Annotated in this window: 18 protein-coding genes and 1 riboswitch; all 18 genes read left to right on the forward strand. The window is 44.8% G+C overall.

The annotated features are described in order from the left end of the window. The first annotated feature begins 163 nt into the window (after positions 1–163). The 18 genes from EAI83_RS13975 to gyrB all read left to right on the forward strand — a co-directional run bounded on the left by EAI83_RS13975 (position 164) and on the right by gyrB (position 26,336). A complete protein-coding gene (locus EAI83_RS13975) occupies positions 164–382 on the forward strand; it encodes a helix-turn-helix transcriptional regulator (RefSeq protein ID WP_044961618.1) in 219 nt (72 codons plus the stop codon). A 363-nt stretch (positions 383–745) separates the two neighbouring features. Then, positions 746–6,532, forward strand: a complete 5,787-nt coding sequence (locus tag EAI83_RS13980) for a SpaA isopeptide-forming pilin-related protein (protein ID WP_129975807.1) — start codon at positions 746–748, stop codon at positions 6,530–6,532. Between the two features lie 68 nt (positions 6,533–6,600). Further along, a complete protein-coding gene (locus EAI83_RS13985) occupies positions 6,601–8,046 on the forward strand; it encodes a SpaH/EbpB family LPXTG-anchored major pilin (RefSeq protein WP_161206381.1) in 1,446 nt (481 codons plus the stop codon). A 141-nt stretch (positions 8,047–8,187) separates the two neighbouring features. Next, positions 8,188–9,048: a class C sortase gene (locus tag EAI83_RS13990; RefSeq protein ID WP_227752307.1), complete on the forward strand. Its 861-nt coding sequence runs from the start codon at positions 8,188–8,190 to the stop codon at positions 9,046–9,048. A 3-nt stretch (positions 9,049–9,051) separates the two neighbouring features. Further along, complete coding sequence (locus EAI83_RS13995) at positions 9,052–9,969, forward strand: class C sortase (protein WP_129975811.1); 918 nt, start codon at positions 9,052–9,054, stop codon at positions 9,967–9,969. Beyond that, on the forward strand, positions 9,959–11,539 hold the full coding sequence (locus EAI83_RS14000; RefSeq protein ID WP_129975813.1) for a pilin N-terminal domain-containing protein: 1,581 nt from the start codon (positions 9,959–9,961) through the stop codon (positions 11,537–11,539). Before EAI83_RS13995 ends, EAI83_RS14000 begins: the two co-directional genes overlap by 11 nt. 188 nt (positions 11,540–11,727) lie before the next feature. Beyond that, positions 11,728–11,829: riboswitch (SAM riboswitch) on the forward strand. An 86-nt stretch (positions 11,830–11,915) separates the two neighbouring features. Beyond that, complete coding sequence (metK, locus tag EAI83_RS14005) at positions 11,916–13,103, forward strand: methionine adenosyltransferase (protein ID WP_015526574.1); 1,188 nt, start codon at positions 11,916–11,918, stop codon at positions 13,101–13,103. Positions 13,104–13,577: 474 nt separating this feature from the next. Continuing rightward, the gene (locus EAI83_RS14010; RefSeq protein ID WP_059086499.1) at positions 13,578–14,735 is read left to right on the forward strand and encodes a sensor histidine kinase; all 1,158 of its coding nucleotides are present in this window, start codon (positions 13,578–13,580) and stop codon (positions 14,733–14,735) included. Next, entirely contained in the window at positions 14,728–15,417 is a 690-nt protein-coding gene (locus EAI83_RS14015; RefSeq protein WP_015526575.1) for a response regulator transcription factor, read from the forward strand. Before EAI83_RS14010 ends, EAI83_RS14015 begins: the two co-directional genes overlap by 8 nt. Before the next feature lie 100 nt (positions 15,418–15,517). Continuing rightward, positions 15,518–16,054, forward strand: a complete 537-nt coding sequence (locus tag EAI83_RS14020) for a Uma2 family endonuclease (RefSeq protein ID WP_129975837.1) — start codon at positions 15,518–15,520, stop codon at positions 16,052–16,054. 66 nt (positions 16,055–16,120) lie between these two features. Continuing rightward, entirely contained in the window at positions 16,121–17,560 is a 1,440-nt protein-coding gene (locus EAI83_RS14025; protein WP_129975815.1) for an aminotransferase class I/II-fold pyridoxal phosphate-dependent enzyme, read from the forward strand. Positions 17,561–17,636: 76 nt separating this feature from the next. Then, a complete protein-coding gene (locus tag EAI83_RS14030) occupies positions 17,637–18,224 on the forward strand; it encodes a guanylate kinase (protein WP_129975817.1) in 588 nt (195 codons plus the stop codon). Positions 18,225–18,325: 101 nt separating this feature from the next. Further along, entirely contained in the window at positions 18,326–19,315 is a 990-nt protein-coding gene (gene holB, locus EAI83_RS14035) for a DNA polymerase III subunit delta' (RefSeq protein WP_015526578.1), read from the forward strand. A gap of 1 nt (position 19,316) precedes the next feature. Further along, a complete protein-coding gene (locus tag EAI83_RS14040) occupies positions 19,317–20,210 on the forward strand; it encodes a PSP1 domain-containing protein (RefSeq protein WP_022426161.1) in 894 nt (297 codons plus the stop codon). Continuing rightward, on the forward strand, positions 20,200–20,940 hold the full coding sequence (locus EAI83_RS14045; RefSeq protein WP_059086497.1) for a tRNA1(Val) (adenine(37)-N6)-methyltransferase: 741 nt from the start codon (positions 20,200–20,202) through the stop codon (positions 20,938–20,940). Before EAI83_RS14040 ends, EAI83_RS14045 begins: the two co-directional genes overlap by 11 nt. Before the next feature lie 771 nt (positions 20,941–21,711). Then, a complete protein-coding gene (gene rsmI / locus EAI83_RS14050; RefSeq protein ID WP_044962018.1) occupies positions 21,712–22,575 on the forward strand; it encodes a 16S rRNA (cytidine(1402)-2'-O)-methyltransferase in 864 nt (287 codons plus the stop codon). A gap of 533 nt (positions 22,576–23,108) precedes the next feature. Beyond that, positions 23,109–24,062, forward strand: a complete 954-nt coding sequence (locus EAI83_RS14055; protein WP_129975819.1) for a 3-isopropylmalate dehydrogenase — start codon at positions 23,109–23,111, stop codon at positions 24,060–24,062. A 348-nt stretch (positions 24,063–24,410) separates the two neighbouring features. Then, positions 24,411–26,336, forward strand: a complete 1,926-nt coding sequence (gene gyrB, locus EAI83_RS14060; RefSeq protein WP_129975821.1) for a DNA topoisomerase (ATP-hydrolyzing) subunit B — start codon at positions 24,411–24,413, stop codon at positions 26,334–26,336. Positions 26,337–26,345: the final 9 nt, after the last annotated feature.

Raw genomic sequence — 26,345 nt, forward strand, 5'->3', positions numbered from 1 at the left:
CGGTACTTCGTACCGTTAAAAATGGAATAGCAGTTCCGCAGTAGCGGAACTGGCATTCCGTTTAAGCATAATTTGCAGGCTGATCGAGGCTTGTATCCGGAACCGGGATCCGGAGGCGTATCAGCGGATTACGGAGGGTGTGATTTCTTTTAGCAGGGGCTGGATGGCGCTTCATAATCCGGAAAACCGGAGAAAGGTTACGGGGGAGCTGTCGACGATGGAGTTTTCTATTGCCATGCTGGCAAGTGGGGGATGGACTAATAAGGAGATCGGAGAGCATCTGGGGATTTCCATTAATACTGTCAAGCATTACCTTACGGATATCTTTTGCAAGCTGAATGTCAAGAAGCGGGATGAGCTGAAAAAATTTATGTTAAAATAGTGACAGAGGCACTTTTTTTTGAAAAAACGGGCCTTACAAAACAACTGGTAGTGTTGTATAATAAATACCACAAATAGTCAGATTTTATTGGGAAATCAGACGAAAAGAACCAGTGAACGAGTAAGTTAAGAAGGAGGAGTTGAAGACTGATTCTCGATAGCATCTGATAATGTCAATATCCTTACCAAAAATGCCTGGTATATTGATATTACAATCACATAAGGGTAAAATATTGAAAAGGTGTAACCTGTTTACTCACCGGCTAAAAACATGAAGCTTTTTTAAGAGAAAGGAATATAAACAGAAGTAAAGTAATAAGAAATACAGTACACGTTAATGCACACATAGGAAAGCGGGAAAGGTATGAAAAAATTAAGGAATAATAAGATCAGAAAACTCCTGGCATTTATGGTGGCTTTGGCGTTGATGGTATCCTGTATGCCAAGTGCATATACAATCTCCGCGAGTGAGGCGTTCGGAGATGGAACGGAGGATATATTTACAGATGGCGAAATTACATCTGAACCAGCGGCCGAAGAATCGACACCGGATGTAAGCAGCGCTGACCAGGAGGAAACGGAACAGGCGCAGCAATCGACGCTTACATATGAGAATGATTCTGTTAAAGTAACAGCAGAGGCACTGGAGGACGGAGCTCTTCCGCAGAATACAGCATTGAAGGCTGACGGCGTAAACGAGAATTCATCCGTATCTTATGATACAGTTTCTCAGAAGCTTTCAGCAGCAGCTACAGACAAGGGCAGCAGCCTGAGAGGTTTTTTTGCGTATGATGTGTATTTTGCTGATGGCGACGGAAACAGAGTCGAGCCGAACGGCAGAGTCAGAGTAACTTTTGAGTACAAGACACCGGCAGCACCGGAGCTTACCGATGCAGCCAGCACGAGTGTAACCGTTGAGAAGCTTCATTATAACAGCAGTACCGGTGATACTGATGTTAACACCTTACAGGCCAACGAGGATCTGAAGGTTCTGAATGTCAACGAAGGCAAACAGATCCAGACACTTCAGGTTGAGACTGGCAACGCAGCTGTTTTTGCCGTTATGTGGGATTCTCCTGAGACAGCAGATGTCGAGGCGGAAGCTGTTTCCGGTAATGAGGACGAGGTGTCTATCGCATCAGAGGAGCTTACGGACGGAATGGATATTTCGGACGAGCCTGAGCAGGATGCAGCTGAGACACCGGCAGCAGAGAATCCGGAGGTAACTCCTGATGCAGAGCCTTCTGAGGCTCCGGCGGAGAATCCGGATGCTGAACCTACCGAAGCGCCGACAGAGGATCCGGATGTGGTGGAAGAACCGGCAGAGGATATTGCGAGCCCGGAGGATGTTCCGGCAGCAGATGAGAATGGTGAGACAAGCCTGATTGAGGTTCTGGGAGACGATACGAATCTTCGTGTCAGCCCATCTATCGAGGCAGAGGTTCTGGCAACTGTAAACGCAGGAACACAGCTCACACTTCTGGATACCGTAACAGCAGAGGACGGAGCAACCTGGTACAAGGTTTCCTGGGAAGGAACCGAGGCTTACATAAGAAGTGATATGGCACAGGTTGTTGACAGCAGTGATGAGGCAGAAGAGCCTGAGGATGTTCAGGAAGAAGAAATTCAGCCGGAGATCACCAGATATGATTACACGAGTGACGAAGTCAATGTAAAGGTTACTCTTACCGATCCGGCAGACCTTCCGGACAATGCAGAGCTTTCCGTAACACCAGTAGAGCTCAGTCAGGAAGCCAAAGACCAGATTACAGAAGAAGCAATCAAAGAAAAGAAAGCCATCGAGAAGATCCATTCCTACGATATCAAATTCCTGGTAGACGGCGAAGAGGTTCAGCCAGGTGCTTCAGTGAAGGTATCTGTATCTCTGAATGATGAGAAGAAGATCAAGGATGCGGATGTATATCACGTAGACGAGAATGATAACGTTGAAAATATGGATGGCAGCGTTGCCAAGAATGGTGATGTTGAGTTCGAGACTACGCATTTTTCGACTTATGTAATCGTTGGTAATAAGCGTGACGATAAGATAAAAGTTACAATAGAGCATTATGACGCAACAACTGGAGAGAAGATTTATGCAGATGATGTTGATAAAGAACTTTCAGTTGGGCAGAAATTTGATTGTAAGAAGGCTACAAACTGGGATATCAAGGAAGTAAAAGTAGTTATAGATGGAAAAGAGAATACTGTAGCGGCAGGTGATATTGAATTAGCACAGGATGCTACGGTTAAAGTATATTATACTCCTACCACTGGAACATTCGCCGGTGCACCTACGTTTTATGATTATACGGTAAAGGCCGGAGAGAGTGGAAGTACTTATTATTCCATTAATCAGAAGAGTAATTATAGTGATCCAGACAGTAATAAGAAGTTAAGTATGGGTGAAACCCATAATGGAAAATTAGCAGATCAAAACTATACGCCATATCAATATACTTGGCAAAAGGGTAACAAAACGGTTAACTTATGGACTGGAGGCAAAGATGTTATTACTGATTTGTTGAAGGGACTAGATGAAAATGGCAATGTAGAATTTAATTATCCAGATCCAGGATTTTTTAATGAGACTGATTTACTGGCAGGAAATTCAAAAGACAATTACTTAAGAAAAGTATATAAAGATTATAATTTGAATTTTGAAAGAAGTGGTGACACATATACATTAACGGGTGTAACAGATGGAAGTGGCACTAACGTAACAACACAGTATAAGTTAAATAAAAAGGAAAATTCGGGAGAAGATTTCTTTCCATTAGATACTGTGGCTTCAAAGTATGAGAAAGGATATACTAGAAAAACGCAAAGTGCACTTGGGAATGATGGTAAAGAACATAATTATTATTTTGGAATGCGTTATGACATGGAGTTCAACATTGGTGATTATGTAGGTCCATTAAATTATTCTTTTACCGGTGATGACGATATGTGGGTTGTCATGGATGGAGGAAAAGAAAATCAGCAGATTATCATTGATTTAGGTGGAATTCATAATGCGGCAACTAAAACTGTGAACTTGAGGGATTATTTGGATAAAGGAGATAAATCTACACATACATTAACGGTTCTTTATATGGAACGAGGAGCAGGTGCTTCTAACTGTTACATGAATTTTACCCTTCCAAACGTAACAATTTCACAGGTAACAACGGATGCGCTTGGAACTCTGAATTTCCAAAAAGTTAATAAAAAAGGTGCTGGACTTAGCGATGCAAGATTTACTCTTTATAATGACGAAGAGTGCACAACACAGATTGCAACAGCTACATCTGATGATAGCGGAAAAGTTACATTTGATAAGCTGAGAGCAGGAACATATTATCTGAAAGAGATTCAGGCGCCAGTGGGATATGTTGCTTCCAATGAAAAATGGACGGTAACGGTAACAAAAGAAAATAATAATGTTACAACCACATTAAAAAACAGTTCAGGAACAGCAGTTAAAGACAATAAAATTCTGAATGAGACTCCGGAAGAAATTATCAACTCCAGTATGGTGACTAGCAAAACGGCTAAAGTGAAAGACTGGGATCAGAGAACCTACGACATTACCATTAACGCAACATCCACAAGTACAAGTTCCATAATTGAAACGAAAACGTCTGTGGCAGATATCATGTTGGTATTGGATGTGTCCGGATCGATGGGAGAGGATATTACTTCTTATTCATACACATTTGTTGCTAATAATACTTCTGAAGCAAGAGATGACAAGAAGCTTCTAAATCGTAATGTAACGTATTATATTGAGGTGGATGGTTCTTATAAGGAGATGTGGTATTCTTCTTATTATAACAAAGGATGGCGTGTGGGTCCGAGGGGTTCATCAGATGATGCAGCGAAAGACAAATATAATAATTGTAAAATATATACAAGAACTAGCACAACAGAAACCCGGCTTGATGCACTTAAGAATGCTGTAAATCAGTTTATAGATGATACAGCGAAGAAATCTCCGAATAGTAAAATAGGTATTACTGTATTTAGCAGTACTGACGACTACAATAGACCATATGGTAATCATGGAACATCTGTAAGTCTGGGAGAAGTAGGTACTGCAGATAGTGCAAAGGTAACGGAACTTAAGAATTTCGTTAAAGATTTGAAGGCGAATGGAGGTACGGATCCTGCGGTAGGACTTGAGGATGCAAAGAACAAGTTGGATGCTATGGTTGATACAAATCCTAAGTATGTGGTTCTGTTCACCGATGGTAAGCCGACTGGCGGAGGTAATAAGTGGAATAGTAATGCACAAAAAAATGCTGAAACTCAGGCAGGCGAATTAAAAACAGGCCTAAGAAATAATGTGGATAATGCAAAAAATCCATATACAGTATACACCATAGGCTTTGCACTTAATGATGAAGGAGATCGCGCGAAGACGTTCTTGTCTGGTGGTACGTATGATGGTAAAAAGTATCCAGGAATTGCTTCATCATCAGATTGCGCAAAAACAGCAGATGATGCAGCATCGCTTACACAAATTTTCCAGAGTATCAGTAGTACAATTAATAAGAACGTTGACATTACCGGTGCAACAATTACTGATGTGATCGACAGTAGATTTGAAATTGTAGATAGAGGTAATGTTATCACCGAAACCAATTTCGAAGGTGGGAAATATACATTAGAGAATGGTGGGATTGTAACAAAGCGTAATGACGGTACTTATCAGGTACAGTGGACTGATCAGACCATTAAACACACGACAGATGGTACAAATGGCTGGAGTAGAACCATTACTGTAAAAGCAAAAGATAGTTTCATCGGTGGTAACAATATTCCTACCAACGTCTCCCCTGATTCTAAGATTAGCGTAGGAGATTTGAAGAAAGTATTGGATCAGCCTACGGTTAATGTCAAAGTTAATCTGGTAGTTAAGGATAAAGAGATTACTATCTACAAAGGTGATTCCGTACCAATGGATGAGCAAATTCGGAATGAGTTGTTTGCCACTAGTAAACCAACATCTTACAAAGATGGTACAGTAAACGAAACAGATTCTAAAAAAGAGGATGCTACTTCATTAATTAAATTACAGTGGTTTAAAAAAGACAACGGTGTTAGAACAAACATCGATGAGTCTGAAATAAAAACTGCACTTAATGATGGAACTGAGTATTATCTGGAAGTAACTTATACTGCTCCAACAGAATCAACGGATACGAGTAAAACTAATACAGACGGACATTTCGTGGGAACTGAGACAGCGAAAAATCCTGGTAATAACAATCTATATGGTATTTATAAAATCAATGTTATCAGCGGTCAGATTCAGATTATAAAGAATGTGACAGAAGCGTCTACAGAAGCCAGAACGTTTAAATTTAATGTAGAGGATTCAGATGGAAATGCTGTTTCTGGTAGTCCGCTGAAGGTGATAGTTGAAGCTGATCAGACTAGTGGAGTTGCAAAATTAGAGAATCTTCCAAGAGGATATTACACTGTAACGGAAGTAGAAGCAGATGGATATACAATTCAAGCATTTGAGGTTGACGGGCAGACAGATTGCGAAAACTCTAAATCAGATACATCCAAATCATTGACTTTCAGACTTGGTTATGACACGGATAAAAATAATGTCATTAAGAATTATACGTATAAACAAACTGATGGTGGTGTGAAGGGTGTTGCTTCCTACACAAACGAAGCAGTAACAAAACTGGATCTGAAGAAGACAGATACAGAAAATCATCTATTAACAGGTTCTGAATTTAATTTGGAAATAAAAAATGGTGATAATTGGAAAACTATTCAGAATGGTATAAAAGTAATCAATGGGCATTCAGATATTGAACTGACCAAATTGAAATCGGGTATTTATAGGCTGACAGAGATTATCGCTCCGAAGGGATATTCAATACTGGGTAGCAGTATTTGTTTCAAAATCTCATTAGGAAAAGTAGAACTTGTTAATGAAAATGGTGAGGCAGCAAATAGTAGTGAGATGTGGACTTTGGATGAAACGAATAAAGTTTTAACAATCAAAAATGCTAAACTTTATTCCTTACCAGAATCCGGTGGTCCGGGAACCTATGGATTTACAATCAGTGGTGTAGCGATTCTTGCAACTGCACTCCTGTTGTTTATAAAGAATAAACGAAGGGAGGAAGAAGCAAAGAGATCGTAACACATTAATTGTAAATGGCCGATGAAGGGCGAAAAAGAAAAATGCAGAGAAAGAAAGGTGCAAACCTTATGAAAAATTTATTAAAAAAGATTGGTGCATTATTAGTGGCAGCGGTTATGGTACTGTCTATGTGCACAGCGGTATTTGCAGATGGAAATGCTACAATTAAACTTACAGGTTTTAATACGGCAGACAGTGTTGAGTGTATGCAGATCATTCAAAAGGATGAGAGCACAACTTCTGGTTGGGCATTTGTGAATGGAGCAGGAGCATGCTTCACAGAAGCATTAGGAATGACCAATTCCGCTGATGCACAGCAGAAAGTTATCTGGGGATTAATTAAGTTTAAAGATACTAATGTTGCTTTACCAACTGGCGTAACAGCAGCAAATGTAACAGCAGCAAATATTGACTTAGCATTAAGTAAAGTTGCAGCACTTACTGGATTTACAACATTAACAGATAAGACAAAAATTGAAGTAAGTGAAGCTGGTATTTATGCAATTAAAGCAGAAGAGGAAGGCTATACTTATAAAACAGCAACTGCTTATGTAGGATTTGGCGAGCCATATCCAGCGTTATCAGGTACAGAAGTAATTGCTAAAAAATCTTCAACATCTGTAGATAAAACAACAGAAGATGCCGATCATGTAGTAGCAATTGGAGATATTGTAACTTATACAATCGACGCATACGTACCTTTTATTGATGCAGCAAATACAGAGAACAGAACATTTACAATCACTGATAAAATTACTGGTGCTGATTACTATTTAACAGGACCAAATGCTGTTAATAGTGTAACAATGGAAGGCAAAAATGGCCAGGTTGGTGAAATCGTAGTAAATGATAAAGGCAATGGATTTACTGTTGATTTAGGTAAATTAGTTGCAGATACAGCTAATCCGAATGCTGGAAAGAAAATTACAGTTACTTATACAGCAAAAGTAAATGAAACAACAGTAGAAAATAAAGCAGGTAGCCATGCAGCAGGTGTAGATTACGGCGGAAATAATGTTCCAGTTAAGTTATTTACTGGAGAATTAGTTCTGATGAAATATGGCGATGGTGATATAAATAAAGCATTGGAAGGTGCTGAGTTTGTATTGTATAAAGATGGAGAAGAAGTACCGTTAACATTCGTAAAGGAAGAAAAAACTGGAAAATATAAATATGCTCCAGATACAAAAGATGCTGATTCAAAACTTGTGACAGATGCAAATGGTTATATTGACGTAGAAGGTTTAGATGTTGGTTCTTATCACTTTGAAGAAACAAAAGCACCAAAAGGATATTCTATTAATACAGATGGTAAGACACTTACACTTACTGTAGACGGAGAAGTTGCTACAGCTAAATTGTATAATGAAGGTGGCTTAAATGATACAAAACTCAACTCCCTTCCATCCACAGGTGGCATGGGAACATACCTCTTCACTATCATCGGTGTTGTAGTTATGGCTGGCGCTGCTGGTGCTTTCTTCATCAGCCGCAGAAAAGGATCTGAGGAGTAATCGTTTGATTGCCGGATCGATTCAATTCAAAAATTATTTATAAGCAACGACAAAGCAAGTATTAAAACAAAGTAGTAAATCTTTTACCGCCCGGCCCTTTCGGGGGCCGGGAGTGGTAAATACAACAGTATGGAGAAACCTATGAGAAAGAATAAGAAGAAAAATTATATTGGACTTGGTTTGCTGTTTCTGATAGGGTTGTCCATACTGCTGTATCCAATGGTCAGTGATGCCTGGAACCGGTACAGGGACAGCCTGCTGATCAGTAATTATAGCAGCAGTGTTTCTTCGGATGATAATTCGGAGAAGATTGACAGTATGTGGAAGGCAGCTCAGGAGTATAACGAACAGATCAAGCAGGAAAGTGTGCCGGATGCTTTTTCCGTGAGGGATGGACAGACGGACAGTACATATGAGTCTCTTCTGAACCTGAATGGTGATGGAATGATGGGGTATGTGGAGATTCCTGTGATCGATGTGAGCATTCCAATCTATCATTACACGACAGATGAGTCTCTGGAGAAGGGTGCAGGTCATTTGTTCGGCAGCAGTCTTCCGGTTGGCGGCAAGAGTACCCATTGTATTTTGTCGGCACACAGAGGACTTCCAAGTGCGAAACTTTTTACAGATCTGAATCTTGTGGAAGAGGGAGATGTTTTTTACCTGCATGTGCTGGGTAAGACTCTTGCCTACGAGGTGGATCAGATTCTTACCGTTCTTCCGGAGCAGACAGAGTCTCTGGGTATCACGGATGGGGATGATTATGTAACGCTGGTTACGTGTACGCCTTATGCGGTGAATACGCACAGACTTCTGGTGAGGGGACACAGAGTTCCGATGAAGGCTGCGAAGGCGGTTCAGAAAACAGAGAAGAAGGTTACCGGAATCACCAATCCAACGCTTCCGATGCTTGCTCTCTGTGTTGTGATCGGAATTGTGATCGCGGTGATCCTGGTTGCCGGTATCAATTCTGTTCAGAACAAAAAACGACGCAGGAAATGATTTATGGCTAAAAAGAAAAAAAAGAAAAAGAGTAATGTTGTCCTGAACATTTTTATTGCCTTGGTATTTCTGGCGGGGGCGGGGGTGTTCCTTTATCCTACGATCAGTGATATGTGGAACCAGTACCGTAACGCCCAGCTGGTCAGTAAGTACGAGGAAGCGGTAACGGAGCTTTCGGACAATGACTATGACAGGCTGTGGAAAGAGGCGAAGGAGTATAATGCCGAGCATCCGGTGAATGCCATTGTAGATGCTTTTGAGGAAGAGGATACTTATGAGTTGAGTCATCCCTATGACGGAGTCCTGGATCCTAACGGTGACGGACTGATGGGCAGTATCGAGATCCCGAAGATCAAAGCGAAGCTGGCTATCTATCACGGATTGAGCAAGACCGTGCTGGAAAAGGGTGTGGGCCACGTGGAGGGCACCAGTCTTCCTATCGGAGGCAAGAGCACCCATGCGGTTCTGGCGGCGCATCGAGGTCTTCCTAATGCGAAGCTTTTTACAGATCTGGATCAGATGGAAAAGGGAGATATTTTTATCCTGCACATTCTTGGCAAGCATCTGGCCTACAAGGTGGATCAGATCAAGACGGTGCTTCCGGATGAGACCAGTGACCTGGATATTATCGAGGGTGAAGATCATGTGACTCTGATCACGTGTACCCCTTATGGAGTTAACACCCACAGGCTTCTTGTCCGGGGAGTGCGGACGAAATATGTGGTGGAAGATACAAAGAATGACGAAACGATACCGCAGAAGCTTGCTGTTGTGGATCCGAAGAGGGTTCTGGCCGGCGGCGCTGCAGTGCTTGTTGTTCTGATTCTGCTGATTTATCTGATCGTCCGTCATAGGGACAAAAAACGGAAAAAGAAGCAGCTTTCAGAAAGGAAAGAGGAGGCAGAGAGCGATGAAAAATAGAAGAAAGCAAGGGAAAATATTCCGGAGCCTTCTGGCTGTTCTGATGCTGACGGCTATGCTGGTCACGAGTGTTTTGCAGCCGGTTTTCGCCGGGGATTATGAAGCTGGAAAAACAGGTAATCTGACGTTGACGGTTCAGCAGGCGGATGAGGAGGGAAACCAGACTCCGCTGCCGGATGTAGGGCTGACGATCTACAAGGTTGGCAGTGTGAATTTTGATGGCAATGTGCATTTCGTGTTGGATGAGGCACTGGCTGCCGCAGCAATCGATTTTGATTCCATCACGACGGCTGATGGCTGGTATGAAGCGGCAGAGAAGCTGGCGGCTATGATCGTCAGCGGAATCGTGGATGTGTGGGGTATGTCCAAGTCCTCTGATGCAGAGGGGAATATGACTTTCGCTGATCTGGCTGAGGGTATGTACCTGGTGGTGCAGACAGATGGAAACAGCAGTGTTATGGTTTCACCGATGCTGATCTCCGTTCCTTTTGCAGATCAGGAGCAGGGCTGGATGTACGATGTACAGGCTTATCCGAAGTCTGTAAGTAATCCGCAGAAGCATACACAGATCCAGGTTACGAAGAGGATCTATAATGTTGATGAGAACGACAATGTGATTCCTCTGGAAACGAAGGAGGATGTAACTTATAATGTTGGGCTTTACCTTGATCCGGATGGAGAGGCCCGTTACGGAGAAATGCAGAAAATCCATATCCAGAATGCTTCCAGTGGTACAGCTACATGGACGGATGTTCCGGATGGCACCTATTATGTATTTGAGCTGGATGAGGATGGAAATCTTCTTCAGCAGAATACGAAGATCAAGGTGGATGATGAGAATCTTTACTACTACAATGTAACGAAGCCGAATGGTGAGAGTGAAGAGAAGTCCAATCAGGTTGTGATCGGTGGAGATAGTGGTGTTACTGAGGCTGCGGCTTATGTAAATAACTATTATACAAAGATTTCCGATGTATTTAGCCGTAACGGATATATCAACATTAAGAAGAATGTGATGATTGATGGTGTTGCTTCTACTGTGGATGATACGTTCTATGCTGGTTTGTTCTCCACTGAGAGTAACGGTGAGCTGACGCTTGAGAAGGTAGTGACTCTGAAACAGAATGGTAGTGTTCAGGTAACAGTGGATCTTCCAACAGATCAGGAGATCAACAGTGTTACTTATACTGTTCTGGAGACGGATAAGGATGGAAATCCGGTTGATGATGATACCTTTAAGTATACAGTTACCGGTCAGGGTGAGGTTACACTGAATAATGATAACCGATATACTGTAACAAAGGAGATCACCAACAGTCTTTCTTCTGAGCCGACACCGATTCCGACTGCTACACCTGGTGGAAATCATGGTGGAAATGATCGGATCACTCCGATCCCGAATAACGGCACAGCGGGCGGAACTGCTCCGAACGATACCAGCGGTACAGCAAGACGTTCTGTAAAGACCGGCGATGATACACCGATCGGCGTATGGGTTGGAATCCTTGCAGCAGCGATCATTGTTGGCGGTGGTGCAGCTTATGGAGTTAAGAGAAAGAAGAAAAAATAAATAACGGATCATTCTGAAGGATGATCGATGGAAGAACCGGGCGATGTGGATGCCCGGTTCTTTTTTTGGAATATTTACGTATTGGGGATGAAAAAGCAGCGGGTGATATTTTTTCTCGAAAATTGCTCTTGACATTTTGGTATGATAAGTATATTGTATGTGTTGCAGTAAATTTCATAAAAGATAGCCTTTTATTCAGAGTGGTGGAGATACAAAGGATCTGTGAAGCCACGGCAACCCCGGATAACCCAGGAAGGTGCCAACCTGAGCGAGCAATCGAACAATAAGAGGATTGTTTACAGAATTTAAACAGTCCGGATTGTACGGGCTGTTTTTTATGTATATAACCGTTGTTTTATTACAAAAGGAGAAGATCATGGAGAAAATTTTATTTACATCTGAATCTGTAACTGAGGGTCATCCTGACAAGGTCTGCGACTCTATTTCCGATGCGATCCTTGATGCTATGATGGCACAGGATCCGATGAGCCGTGTTGCATGTGAGACTGCTACTACAACAGGTCTTGTACTTGTTATGGGCGAGATCACAACCAAGGCTAATGTTGATATCCAGAAGATCGTTCGCGATACTATCCGTGAGATCGGATATGACAATGCGGATTATGGCTTTGACGCAGATACCTGTGCGGTTATCACATCACTTGACAAGCAGTCCACAGATATCGCTATGGGTGTTGACAAGGCTCTTGAGCAGAAAGAGGACGATATGAATGAGGACGAGCTGGATTCCATCGGTGCCGGTGACCAGGGTCTTCAGTTTGGTTATGCTTCCAATGAGACTGAGGAGTATATGCCATATGCCATCAACATGGCTCACAAGCTTGCTCAGCAGCTGACAAAGGTTCGTAAGGACGGCACTCTGAAATATTTAAGACCGGATGGAAAGACTCAGGTTACTGTTGAGTATGATGAGGCCGGCAAGCCGAAGAGAATCGATGCTGTTGTATGCTCTACACAGCATGATCCGGATGTTACTCAGGAGCAGATCCATGAGGATATTAAGAAGTATGTTTTTGATGCGATCATTCCGGCTGATATGGTTGATGCGGATACGAAGTATTTCATCAATCCGACAGGTCGTTTTGTTATCGGCGGACCTCACGGTGACAGTGGTCTGACAGGTCGTAAGATCATCGTTGATACCTACGGCGGAACAGGACGTCACGGCGGCGGTGCTTTCTCCGGTAAGGATTGCACAAAGGTTGACCGTTCTGCTGCTTATGCTGCACGTTATGTTGCAAAGAACATTGTTGCAGCCGGTCTTGCTGACAAGTGTGAGATCCAGCTTTCCTATGCGATCGGTGTTGCGCATCCGACTTCTGTCAGTGTGAATACCTTCGGAACAGGTAAGCTTTCTGAGACTAAGCTTGTTGAGATCGTTCGTGAGAATTTTGATCTTCGTCCGGCTGGTATCATCAAGATGCTTGACCTTCGCCGTCCGATCTACAAGCAGACTGCTGCTTATGGTCATTTCGGCCGTACAGATGTTGATCTTCCATGGGAGCATCTGGACAAGGTTGAGACTCTGAAGAAGTATCTGTAAGAGAGTCAAAAAAAATATTTATATATCCTTTTGGCAGGAATATTGATTTTAAGAAATGCATATGATATAATGCCATTAGGCAAAAGAGATAGTAATAGTTCCAAAAGAACAAAGAGTGAAGCCCCCGGTAGTGCCAATACCGGGGGCTTCTTCTAATTTTTTATAGTGGACAAGAAACCACTAGGTTAGCGTTGTCCTACTTGTTGCCGTCTAGCCATTTGCAAACGTAATAGGCAGTTATGTTTGCCATGCAGGAAACAAGAAAAGAGATAATAATTTCCAAAAGAACTCACCTCCTCCCGTTGCCGGGTATCGGGTGGACAACAAAAATATGATAGCATAGTTTAGAACAAAATGGAATAATACTGATGCTGGAAGATGGGGTTTTTTATAGAAAATTTAGAGATAGGGAATATAGTTTATGTTATAATACGTGTATGTGAATGTGTGAATTTATAAAGGACGGAGATACAGATGAAGTTAAAAACACGTATTATTGTGGGCTTCGTTGCGATCATCCTGCTGCCGCTGCTTCTTTTTTCCGCAAGTCTGTACGGGTTCAGCCAGACGCAGGCGAAGCATGTGCAGGAGAGCAGCAGCCAGGCTTCGGATTCCAGCCAGATGGTCTATGATATTTCGCTGCCGCAGTCTTCCAGCAGCCAGGTGAAGCTGATGGCTAAGGATATGATCCTGACCGCAACGATCATCCTTGTTTTTACCGCATTGTCCGTAGGGCTGTGGATCTATCGGAGCATTGCGGTTCCGCTGGTGAAGCTTAAGAAGGCTACCAAGAACATCAAGGAGGGGAATCTGGATTTTGTGCTGGAGGTTGAGGGGAATGATGAATTTTCCCAGCTTTGCCAGGATTTTGAGGAGATGCGTAAGCGTCTGAAGGAGTCCACGGAAGAGAAGATCCTGATGGATAAGGAGAATAAGGAGCTGATCAGCAATATTTCCCATGATCTGAAGACGCCGATCACTGCGGTGAAGGGTTATGTGGAGGGAATCATGGATGGTGTGGCGGATACGCCGGAGAAGATGGACCGGTATGTGCGTACCATTTATAATAAGACCAATGAGATGGATCATCTGATCAATGAGCTGACCTTTTATTCCAAGATCGATACCAACCGTATTCCGTATACGTTCAGCAAGCTGAATGTGGAGGATTATTTTTCGGATTGTGCGGAGGAGCTTGGGCTTGAGATGGAGACCAGGGGGATCGAGCTTGTGTATGCCAATTATGTGGAGAAGGGTGTGCAGGTTATTGCGGATGGTGAGCAGATCCGCCGTGTGATCCATAATATCGTGAGTAATGCCATTAAGTATATGGAGAAGCCAAGGGGGATCATCCAGCTTCGGGTGAAGGATGTGGGTGATTTTATCCAGGTGGAGATCGAGGATAACGGCAAGGGTATTGCCGCCAAGGATCTGCCGTATATTTTTGACCGTTTTTACCGTACCGATGTTTCCAGAAATTCTTCCAAGGGAGGAAGCGGTATTGGACTTTCCATCGTAAAGAAGATCATGGAGGATCATGGTGGAAAGGTCTGGGCCACAAGCCGGCTGGGGATCGGAACGATCATGTATTTTGTTCTCAGAAAATATCAGGAGGTACCGATGAATGAGTAGGATTTTGATCATAGAGGATGAGGAAGCGATCGCGGATCTGGAGAAGGATTATCTGGAGCTTTCGGGTTTTGAGGTGGAGATCGAGAACCGTGGTGATACGGGGCTTGTACGTGCCATGAAGGAGGAGTTTGATCTGATCATCCTGGATCTGATGCTTCCGGAGGTGGATGGTTTTGATATCTGCCGGCAGGTCCGTGAGGAGAAGAATACGCCGATCATTATGGTTTCGGCCAAGAAGGATGATATCGATAAGATCCGGGGACTGGGTCTTGGTGCGGATGATTATATGACCAAGCCGTTCAGCCCAAGTGAGCTGGTTGCACGTGTGAAGGCGCATATGGAGCGTTATAACCGGCTGGTTGGTTCCAATGTGCATAAGAATGATGTGATCGAGATCCGTGGTATTAAGATCGATAAGACGGCCAGGCGTGTGTGGGTCAATGGTGAGGAGACGACGTTTACTACCAAGGAGTTTGATCTTTTGACTTTTCTGGCTGAGAATCCGAACAGGGTTTTTACAAAGGAAGAGCTTTTCCGGGAAATCTGGGATATGGAGTCTGTGGGTGATATCGCTACAGTTACGGTGCATATCAAGAAGATCCGTGAAAAGATCGAGTTTAATACGGCCAAGCCGCAGTATATTGAGACGATCTGGGGTGTGGGGTATCGGTTTAAGGTGTGAGCCTGTGGGGAAGGCTTCGGATGGAGCTACTGCAGGTGTATGAGTGCAGATCGGAATGATGGTGTATGATCTGTCGGGTGCTTTTGAGAGGAGTGGAGATATGCCGCTGTTGAGGGAAAGAATTTATACGATAGAGGATATTTATGCTTTGCCGGAGGGTGAAAGAGCGGAACTGATCGATGGACATATTTATTATATGGCGCCGCCGAATACGATGCATCAGAGGATTTCAAGTATCTTGTCCAGAAAGATAGGTAACTATATAGATTCTAACAAGGGGAAATGTGAGGTGTTTGCCGCACCGTTTGCGGTGTATCTGGATGAGAAGACGAATACTTATGTGGAACCGGATGTTTCTGTTATCTGTGATCCGGATAAGCTGGATGACAGGGGATGTAAGGGGGCTCCGGACTGGATCATCGAGATCGTTTCTCCGGCGAGCAGGCGTATGGATTATTATACCAAGCTGTTTAAATACAGGACTGCCGGTGTGAGAGAGTACTGGATCGTGGATCCTGTGAAGAAGCTGGTAATGGTGTATGATTTTGAAAATGAGGATACGGAGCAGTATACATTTCAGGATTCGATCAAAGTGGGGATCTATGAGGATCTGAGGATCGATTTTGCTGAGATGTGATAAAAATGGAGGGGAATATCGTCTGGTGATAGCCCCTCCTTGTTTTTAGGATGAAAAGGACGAACTATGGAAGACAGATTATACAAGAAACTGGAAGCGTACGGTAAGAGTGATTTTTATCCGTTTCATATGCCGGGGCATAAGAGGAATCCGCTGGCTGTGGAGGGGGATTTTCCGGTGGAGATGGATATTACGGAGATTGACGGGTTTGATAACCTGCATCATGCTGAGGATATTTTGAAAAGGGCGCAGGAGGATGTTGCACGGCTTTATGGTGTGCCGGAGAGTTTTTACAGTATTAATGGAAGCTCCGGGGCGATCCTGGCGGCGGTGTCTGCGGCTGTGGATAAGGGGGGACAGATCCTGGTGGCAAGGAACTGCCATAAGGCGGTTTACCATGCGATTTATCTGCGGGAGCTGAGTGTCACGTATATTTATCCACATGAGGATCCGAAATTGGGGATAAACGGAGGGATTTCACCTGGCCGTGTGGAAATGTATCTGGCGGAAAATCCGGAGATCCAGGCGGTGCTGATCACTTCGCCGACTTATGACGGGATCGTGTCGGATGTGGCGAGGATCGCGGAGATCGCGCATCACTATGGTGTGCCGCTGATCGTGGATGAGGCTCACGGGGCGCATTTTCGGTTTTCGGATTATTTTCCGGTGTCTGCGGCGCAGCTTGGTGCGGATGTGGTGATCAACAGTGTGCATAAGACGCTGCCCTGTCTGACCCAGACGGGGGTGATCCACCTGTGCAGTGATCGTGTGAGCCGGGAAAAACTGAAGCGTTTTCTGGGAATCTATCAGAGCAGCAGTCCTTCTTATATTCTTATGAGCAGCATTGATGCGTGCATGGATAAGCTGGAGCGTGAGGGGGATGAGATGTTCCGTGTGTTTACGGAGAATCTGGAAAAAGCACGCAGGCGTCTTTCTGAATGTAAGTATATCCGACTGGTGACGCCGCAGGCCTGTGAGTGCCAGAGGGTTTTTGATTTTGACAGATCCAAGATATTGATTTCTACTGTGAACAGTTCGCTGAACGGCCGGGAGCTGCATCAGATCCTCCGGAGGGAGTTTCATCTGGAAATGGAGATGGAGGCGGAGAATTATGTGCTGGCGCTGGCGGCTGTGGGTGATACGGCGGAGGGTTTTGAGCGGCTTTGTGATGCTATTGAAGAGATCGACCGCCGTGAATCGTTAAAATACAGAGAAGAGGCTGTGGAGAAGGAGCCTTTGAAAAACGGAAAAATGAAGCAGATCATGCGGATCTCCCAGGCTATGGATGCGGAGAGTGAGCGGTGTCCGCTGGATGAGTGTATCGGACGGACGTCCGGGGAGTTTGCGTATCTTTATCCGCCGGGGATCCCGCTGATCGTTCCGGGGGAACAGATTTCTGGACATTTCGTAAAAAATGTGAGAAGATACCTGGAACAGGGCTTTGAGGTCCAGGGCCTGAGCGACCAGACCAGTGAGACGGTGTGTGTTGTGAGAAATGAGATGTGAGGTGCGTGGCAGCAGACGGATCTGTGTATTACGGATCAGAGCGTGTATAGTAACGCATATGCAGCAGAGGAGACATATGGGAAAGATTTTTTACATTATGGGAAAAAGCTCTTCCGGCAAGGACAGTATTTACAGACAACTGGAGAAGGATCAGGAGCTGGGGCTTAAGCGGCTTGTGATCTATACTACCCGTCCGATCCGGGATGGAGAGGAGAACGGAAGAGAATATTTTTTTGCAGATGAGAATAAACTGAAGGAGTTCCGAAGAAACGGGAAGCTGATCGAGGCGCGTACTTATCAGACGGTTTACGGGCCGTGGACATATTTTACTGCGGATGATGGGCAGGTGTCTGTGGGAAATGACAGCTATCTGGGGATCGGTACACTGGAGTCTTTTGTGAGGCTCCGGGAGTATTACGGCAATGAAGTGATGTGGCCTATTTATATAGAGGTGGAAGACGGAGAGCGTCTGGAGCGTGCGCTTGCCAGGGAGAAGACCCAGGAGGTGCCGAAGTATGAGGAGATGTGCAGGCGTTTTCTTGCAGACCAGAATGATTTTTCCGAGGAAAATATTCTTAAAGCAGGTATATGGAAGCGTTTTGAGAATCATAATCTGGATGAATGTGTGAAGGAGATCGTAAATTATATAAAATCTGTACAATAAGGAAAAATAGTTTTTTTTATACAGAAGATTATGTTATAATTAGTTGAAAGATGTCCGCCGGGTATAACGGAGGGCACAAAAGGCAGAAAGAGGTGATTCTTATGGCAGGATTTCATGACATCATCGGCCATGACGATATAATCAGGCATTTGAAGAATGCGATAGAGACAGGGAAGGTATCCCACTCTTATATTTTTACAGGGGAACCGGGATCCGGCAAGAAGCTTCTTGCAGGGACTTTTGCGGCAGCGCTGCAGTGTGAATCGGGAGAGTCTGAACCGTGTATGACTTGTGATTCCTGTAAGAAGGTGATCGGCAAGAATCATCCGGATATCATTACAGTAACTCACGAGAAGCCTGGAAGCATCAGCATTGACGAGGTGCGTGACCAGGTTGTGCGTGATGTGGATATCAAGCCGTACTGCAGTCCGTATAAGATCTATATCATTCCGGATGCGGAGATGATGACGGTGCAGGCGCAGAATGCCATTTTGAAAACTATCGAGGAACCGCCGGAATATGCGGTGATCATGCTGCTGACAAGCAATATCGACAGTCTTCTTCCTACGATCCGTTCCAGATGTGTGCGTCTGGATCTGAAGGTGGTGGATGACAGTCTTGTGAAGGAATATCTGATGGAGCATCTTCAGGTGCCGGATTATCAGGCTGAGATCGATGCGTCTTATGCGCAGGGCAGTATCGGCAAGGCGAAGGAGGCTGCGACTTCTCAGGAGTTTGCGGATATGACTGCCAATGCCCTGAAGATTTTGAAATATGCCAATTCCATGGAGGTTTATGAGCTGACAGAGGCGATCAAGACTTTGACTGCTGATAAGAATAATATCAATGATTATCTGGATATTTTCCAGTTCTGGTTCCGCGATGTTCTGATGTTTAAGGCAACAAGGGAAATTGACAACCTGGTTTTTAAACAGGAGATTAATTTTATCAGAGAGCAGGCCAGCGAGCGTTCTTATGAGAATATCGAAAAAATCCTTGAGGCACTGGAGAAGACGAAGGTGCGTCTCCGTGCCAATGTTAATCTCGAACTTGCCCTGGAGCTCCTGTTCCTGACAATTAGGGAGAAATAGAATGGAAAAGGTAGTTGGAGTCAGATTTCGTAACGTTGGTAAGATTTATTATTTTAATCCTAAGAATTATAATGTGAAGGTCGGCGATCATGTGATCGTGGAGACTGCCCGTGGTGTGGAGTATGGCCGTGTTGTCCTGGAGCCGCGCAGCGTGAAGGAGGACGAGGTGGTCCATCCGCTGAAGGAGGTTCTCCGTGTTGCAACGAAGGAGGACGAGGATCATGAGGCTGAGAACCGCCAGAAGGAGAAAGAGGCTTTTAAGATCTGTAAGAAGAAGATCCGTGAGCATGAGCTTGATATGAAGCTGATCGATGCGGAGTATACTTTTGATAATAACAAGGTGCTGTTTTATTTTACAGCGGATGGCCGTATTGATTTCCGGCAGCTGGTTAAGGATCTGGCGTCTGTGTTTAAGACCAGGATCGAGCTTCGTCAGATCGGTGTCCGTGATGAGACGAAGATCCTTGGCGGTATTGGTATCTGTGGAAGGACGCTTTGCTGTCATACGTATCTTTCGGAGTTTGCGCCGGTTTCCATCAAGATGGCGAAGGAGCAGAATCTTTCTCTGAACCAGACGAAGATTTCTGGTGTCTGTGGTCGTCTGATGTGCTGTCTGAAGAATGAGCAGGAGACTTATGAGGAGCTGAACCGGAATCTTCCGGGTATCGGTGATATGGTAACGACGCCGCAGGGTGTTTCGGGTACGGTCCAGAGTGTGAATGTTCTCCGGCAGATGGTTAAGATCGTGGTTGAGGTGAATGACGAGAAGGAGATCCAGGAGTTTCCGGTCCGTGATCTGAGGTTCCGCCCTAAGAGAAAAAAGGGTAAGGGTGGTTCTGCTGACCACGAGGAGAAAGAGGTTAAAAAGGGAGATTCGAAGCCGAATGAGAAGTGATCTGGTTTATTGCGGTGAGCGTGTGGATGATCTTCAGAATGGGTTGTTTGTGATCCAGGATCCGAAGAAGTTTTGCTTTGGGATGGATGCGGTTCTGTTGTCTGGCTTTGCCCGGGTGAAGAGGGGTGAGGTTGCGCTGGATATGGGGACCGGTACGGGGATCATTCCGATTTTGCTTTCTGATCGTACGGATGGGGAGCATTTCACGGGGCTGGAGATCCAGCATGAGTGTGCGGAGATGGCTGACCGTAGTGTGAGGTATAATGGTCTTGAGGACAGGGTTCGGATCGTTGAGGGTGATATCAGGGAGGCTGCCGGGATTTTTGGGGCGGCTTCTTTTGATGTGGTGACGTGTAATCCGCCGTATATGATCGGGCAGCATGGGTTGACGAATCCGCATCTTCCGAAGGCGATCGCGAGGCATGAGATTTTGTGTTCGTTTGATGATGTGGCTTGTCAGGCTGCCCGGGTCCTGAAGGATCGGGGGCGTTTTTTTCTGGTGCACAGGCCGTTTCGGCTGGTGGAGCTGATGGCGACTTTGACGAAGTATAAGCTGGAGCCTAAGAGGATGCAGCTGGTGTATCCTTTTATTGATAAGGAGCCGAATATGGTGTTGATCGAGGCTTGTAAGGGCGGGAATTCCAGGATCCGGGTTGAGCGGCCGCTGGTGGTTTATGAGCGGCCTGGGGTTTATACGGAGGATGTTTTGGAGTTGTATCGGATGGTGTGAATGTTGTGATGTTGTGGCTTAGGGTGGCTGCATGGTTGGTTGTTTGGGTGGTTGTGAGAGATTGGGTGGCTGCTCGGGAGGTTTTGGGCCATCGGCGCTGCGCTGGATGGCTGGGTGGTAGTGGTGGCTGTGGTACTTCGGTTGGTGAAGGGACGGCGAGGGGAGGCAGGCTGCTGGTGGTGACACGCTGCGCCCCCTGCTCGGCTGCGGCGCCGGTTTGCTGCCATTCGCGCAAACTCGCTTCGCTCAAACAGTGCGCTCGGTGGCAGCAGCTATCCTCACCTCGCTGACGGGGGCTCCGCTAACGTCACCACCAGCAGCCGGCCTCCCCTCGCCTGAGATTCAAAGCGAGAGATCGCAACGCATAGTGCGCTGAGTATCGAAGAATACAGACATCTTGCCAGAAGTGAATCACAGAGAAAGTGAAGAAATGAAATAATATCGGCATAGCGTGGCGCGCTGAGTAGCGAAGAATACAGACACCTTGCCAGAAGAGAACCACAGAGAAAGTGAAGAAATAAAACAACATCGGCACAGCGTAGCGCGCTGAATACCGAAGCATACAGACACAAGTCAACAAATAAGAACAGCGAATCCCTTGCACTACTTAAAAAAAGCCCAAGGGGTGTGCAGAGGGGGCGCGGCTTTGCGGCCCCTTTGCGGTTTTCAAAGTTCCCAAACTTAAACAAACCCCCGCGGTCAAGCGAAACAACTCCCCCACGGCCAAGTGGAAAACAACTCCCCGCGGTCAAGCGAGAAAAGAGGCAAATTATGAAACAAAACGGAAAACTATACTTATGCGCCACCCCCATAGGAAATCTCGAAGACATCACCCTTCGAGTACTAAGAACCCTTCGGGAAGTGGACTTAATCGCTGCGGAGGATACCCGCAACAGCATAAAACTTCTGAATCATTTTGATATAAAAACCCCCATGACCAGCTACCACGAATACAATAAGATCGATAAGGGCCATGTCCTCGTGGAAAAGCTGCTGGCGGGTACAAACATTGCGTTGATCACAGATGCAGGTACTCCGGGTATCTCAGATCCTGGGGAGGAGCTTGCCGCCATGTGCTATGAAGCCGGAATTGAAGTGACTTCACTTCCGGGTCCTGCTGCCTGCATCACTGCTCTGACTTTGTCAGGCCTGCATACCAGGCGTTTTGCTTTCGAGGCTTTTCTTCCGGCGGATAAGAAAGAACGAAAAACGATCCTGGAGGAGCTTTCCTGTGAAACCAGGACTATTATCCTGTATGAGGCACCTCACAGGCTTGTACGGACTCTTGGTGAGCTCAGAGAGGCGCTTGGCAACCGCCGGATGACTCTTTGCAGAGAGCTGACCAAGAAGCATGAGACGGCATTCCGGACTACGATCGATGATTTGATGGATTTTTATAAAGATGAGAAGCCGCTGGGTGAGTGTGTTCTTGTGATCGAGGGCAGGAGCCGCAGTGAGATGGAGGCGGAGAAGCGTGCTTCTTGGGAGGAGATTTCCATTGCGGAGCATGTGGCGATGTATGAGCAGCAGGGGAATTCCAGGAAGGATGCCATGAAGCTTGCTGCCAAGGATCGTGGTGTTTCCAAGCGGGATATTTATAAGGCGCTTCTGGATGGAGAAGGTTCTGCTGAATGATCAGGTGTAATTGTGGTACGGATCGTAGGTAACGTGATCGTGGATGATTGAATAAGCTGCATACTGTGACCAGGGATTTTTGGGAACGTATGTGGCTTTTTTTATTGTGGTAATAAAAAGGTTACTGTTCACTCCGTTCTCAGCAACACGCTTCGCGATGCACAGAATTTATGCTAATCGCATAAATCCGCGCGGTATGTCTCGGGTTTTCTGTGACCTTCGCTCACAAAAAACACCTCGCGGAATATTGCCAGTGAACAGTAACATAAAAAGTACTGTGCGGATTTTGTCGAAATGATTTGCTTGCAGTATAGACCATATTGTGGTAAGCTGATCTTATCAAAAATAAAAAGCAGTTCCGGGATTCTATGGAAATGCTGTAAAAGCATATTTTCTAAAAATAATCTTATTTTTCTATTACATTTCATATATCAGGCAGATTGCCTGTCATCTCAGAAAATTCATGCTTTTTTCCATTTTTCAGCAGGAGTTTTCAGATGAGGCTCCTTGAGATCAAAACAGAGGAGTCGTGTATGATCGTAAACAATAACAGAACAAACAGCTCTAACCTGCAGCAGTGGCATCCTGCATTTTTTGCTGATATCCAGATAGAACTGGAGGCAGAAAGGGAGAATCTGATTTTTGAGAATGAGCATCAGCTTGGGACGAAACCAATGGAGATCGATGCGCTTGTGATCAAAAAGAAATCAGATATCCCCATTAATAAAAACATAGGAAGGATCTTCCGAAAATATAATATCATTGAATATAAGAGTCCGACGGATTATATAAGCATCAATGATTTTTATAAGGTGTGTGGATATGCATTTTTTTATAAAGCGGATACGGTAACTGAGGATGAAATTCCAATTGAGGAGATTACGATCTCTTTGGTAAGCAGGGCATATCCCCGGAAGATGCTCCGTCATTTGAGGGAGTTTTGGAAATGCCGGGTAAAAAAGATGGAAGAAGGAATTTATTACGTAACAGGATCTAAGATCCCAATCCAGGTCATTGTAACAGAGCAGTTGTCGAAGAAGAAAAATCTGTGGCTGAGAAGTCTGACTGATAGAATAAAAGATAAGGAAGATATGAAACGACTTCTCAATGAATACAGAGAAAAGCAGAAAAATCCTTTGTACGAATCAGTTATGCAGATGATCGTAAGGGCTAATGAAGAAAAATTCAGGGAGGCGGATTGTATGTGTGAAGCATTAAATCGGATCATACAGGATCAGATCGAGGAAAAGATAAGAAAAAGTTTACAGGCTGGCTATGATGAAGGGTATGGAATTGGAATGCAGGATGGAATAAAGGATGGAATGCAGCGGGGAATGCAACAGGGAATGCAGCAGGGAGAACATAGTATTAACAGTTTGATCCTCTGCCTTGCTGAGCTGGGGAGGACGTCTGATATTATAAGATCGGCAGCAGATCCGGAATACCAGAAGAAATTGTTAAAGGAATTTGGGCTTTTACTGGAGTAGCTGAATATTCCATATATTTTAAGAGCATATTGTGCTATGTTTTGGGATTGCATTTAATAAGATACTTTTTTGCCTGTATTTCCTATGATTTTGCGTGGAAATACAGGCTTTTTTGTGCTATAATAAACTCTGTATTCGTATGTAAAAAATATTTATTTTACAGGTATAAATGACACTTCCGGAGCGGGTTTGAGAATTGCTTTCTGCAAAATGAAAATACAGTATTTCCTGAAATTAAAAGATCAGTTTATCTTGCTCAGGATTTGATGTAATGATTTCTGAAGCTGCTATGGTTCTGCAGAAATGAATTTTCAAACACGTCCGGACGACAAGAACAGGAGGAATGACATGGGCGCAGAGAATACAGAATACGGCGCGGATCAGATCCAGATTCTGGAAGGACTGGAAGCCGTACGTAAGAGGCCTGGAATGTATATCGGAAGTACCTCCAGCCGTGGACTTCATCATCTCGTATATGAGATCGTGGATAACGCAGTCGATGAAGCACTGGCTGGTTTTTGTACGGAGATCCATGTAGATATCAATCCGGATAATTCCATTACAGTTACAGATAATGGTCGTGGTATTCCGGTTGGCATCAATCATAAGGCTGGTATTCCGGCAGTTGAGGTTGTATTTACCATTCTTCACGCAGGCGGTAAGTTCGGCGGTGGAGGATATAAGGTTTCCGGTGGTCTCCACGGTGTTGGTGCATCTGTTGTAAATGCACTTTCCGAATGGCTGGAGGTTACCATCTACCGAGAGGGTAAGGAATACAAACAGAGATATGAGCGTGGCAAGACTATGTACCCGCTGAAGGTGGTAGGTGACTGTGATCCGGGGCTTTCAGGAACGAAGGTTTATTTCCTTCCGGACAAGGAGATCTTTGAGGAGACTGTTTATGATTATGATATCCTGAAACAGAGACTTCGTGAGATGGCTTTCCTGACTAAGGGTCTTCGTATCGTTCTGGAGGATAAGAGAGAGGGACAGGAGCGCGAGAAGATATTCCACTATGAGGGTGGTATCCGTGAGTTTGTAAGCTACCTGAACAGAAGCAAGGAGGCTCTTTACCCGGAGATCATTTACTGTGAGGGTGAGAAGGACGGCGTGTCTGTAGAGGTTGCGCTGCAGCATAATGATTCCTATACAGAGAACACCTATGGCTTTGTAAACAATATCAATACACCGGAGGGCGGTACACACATTACCGGTTTCCGTAATGCGATCACCAATACATTTAATGATTATGCACGTAAGAACAAGCTTCTTAAGGACAGTGAGCCGAACTTAAGCGGTGATGATATCCGTGAGGGCCTGACTGCGATCGTCAGTGTTAAGATCGAGAATCCGCAGTTTGAGGGTCAGACCAAGCAGAAGCTTGGAAACAGTGAGGCTAGAGGTGCGGTAGACAGTGTTGTAAGTAAACAGCTGGAGATTTTCCTGGAGCAGAATCCTGCAGTTGCCAAGGCTACCGTTGAGAAATCTGTTCTTGCACAGAGAGCCAGAGAGGCAGCCAGAAAGGCACGTGACCTTACAAGAAGAAAATCCGCACTGGACAGCATGTCGCTTCCGGGAAAGCTTGCAGACTGTTCTGACAAGAATCCGGAGAACTGTGAGATCTATATCGTAGAGGGAGATTCCGCGGGCGGTTCTGCCAAGACAGCGAGAAACCGTGCCACACAGGCAATCCTTCCGCTGCGTGGTAAGATCCTGAATGTTGAGAAGGCACGTCTGGATAAGATTTACGGAAACAAAGAGATCAAGGCAATGATCACTGCCTTCGGAACCGGAATCCATGAGGATTTTGATATTTCCAAGCTTCGTTATCACAAGATCATCATTATGACCGATGCCGATGTTGACGGTGCGCATATCGCAACACTGCTTCTGACCTTCCTGTATCGTTTCATGCCGGAGCTGATCAAGCAGGGATATGTATACCTGGCGCAGCCTCCTCTCTATAAAGTGGAGAAGAACAAAAAGGTATGGTATGCATATGACGATGATGAGCTGAACAATATCCTTACCGAGATCGGACGTGACGGAAACAATAAGATCCAGCGTTATAAAGGTCTGGGTGAGATGGATGCCGAGCAGCTCTGGGAGACTACTATGGACCCTGAGAAGAGAATCCTTCTCCGTGTGACCATGGACGAAGCTGCCACATCTGAGATCGATCTGACATTTACCACTCTTATGGGAGACAAGGTAGAGCCAAGACGTGAATTTATCGAAGAAAATGCAAGATTCGTTAAGAATCTTGATATCTAGGAGAATAAA

The sequence above is a fragment of the Blautia sp. aa_0143 genome (assembly GCF_004167315.1).
Taxonomy (GTDB): Bacteria; Bacillota; Clostridia; order Lachnospirales; family Lachnospiraceae; genus Blautia_A; species Blautia_A fusiformis.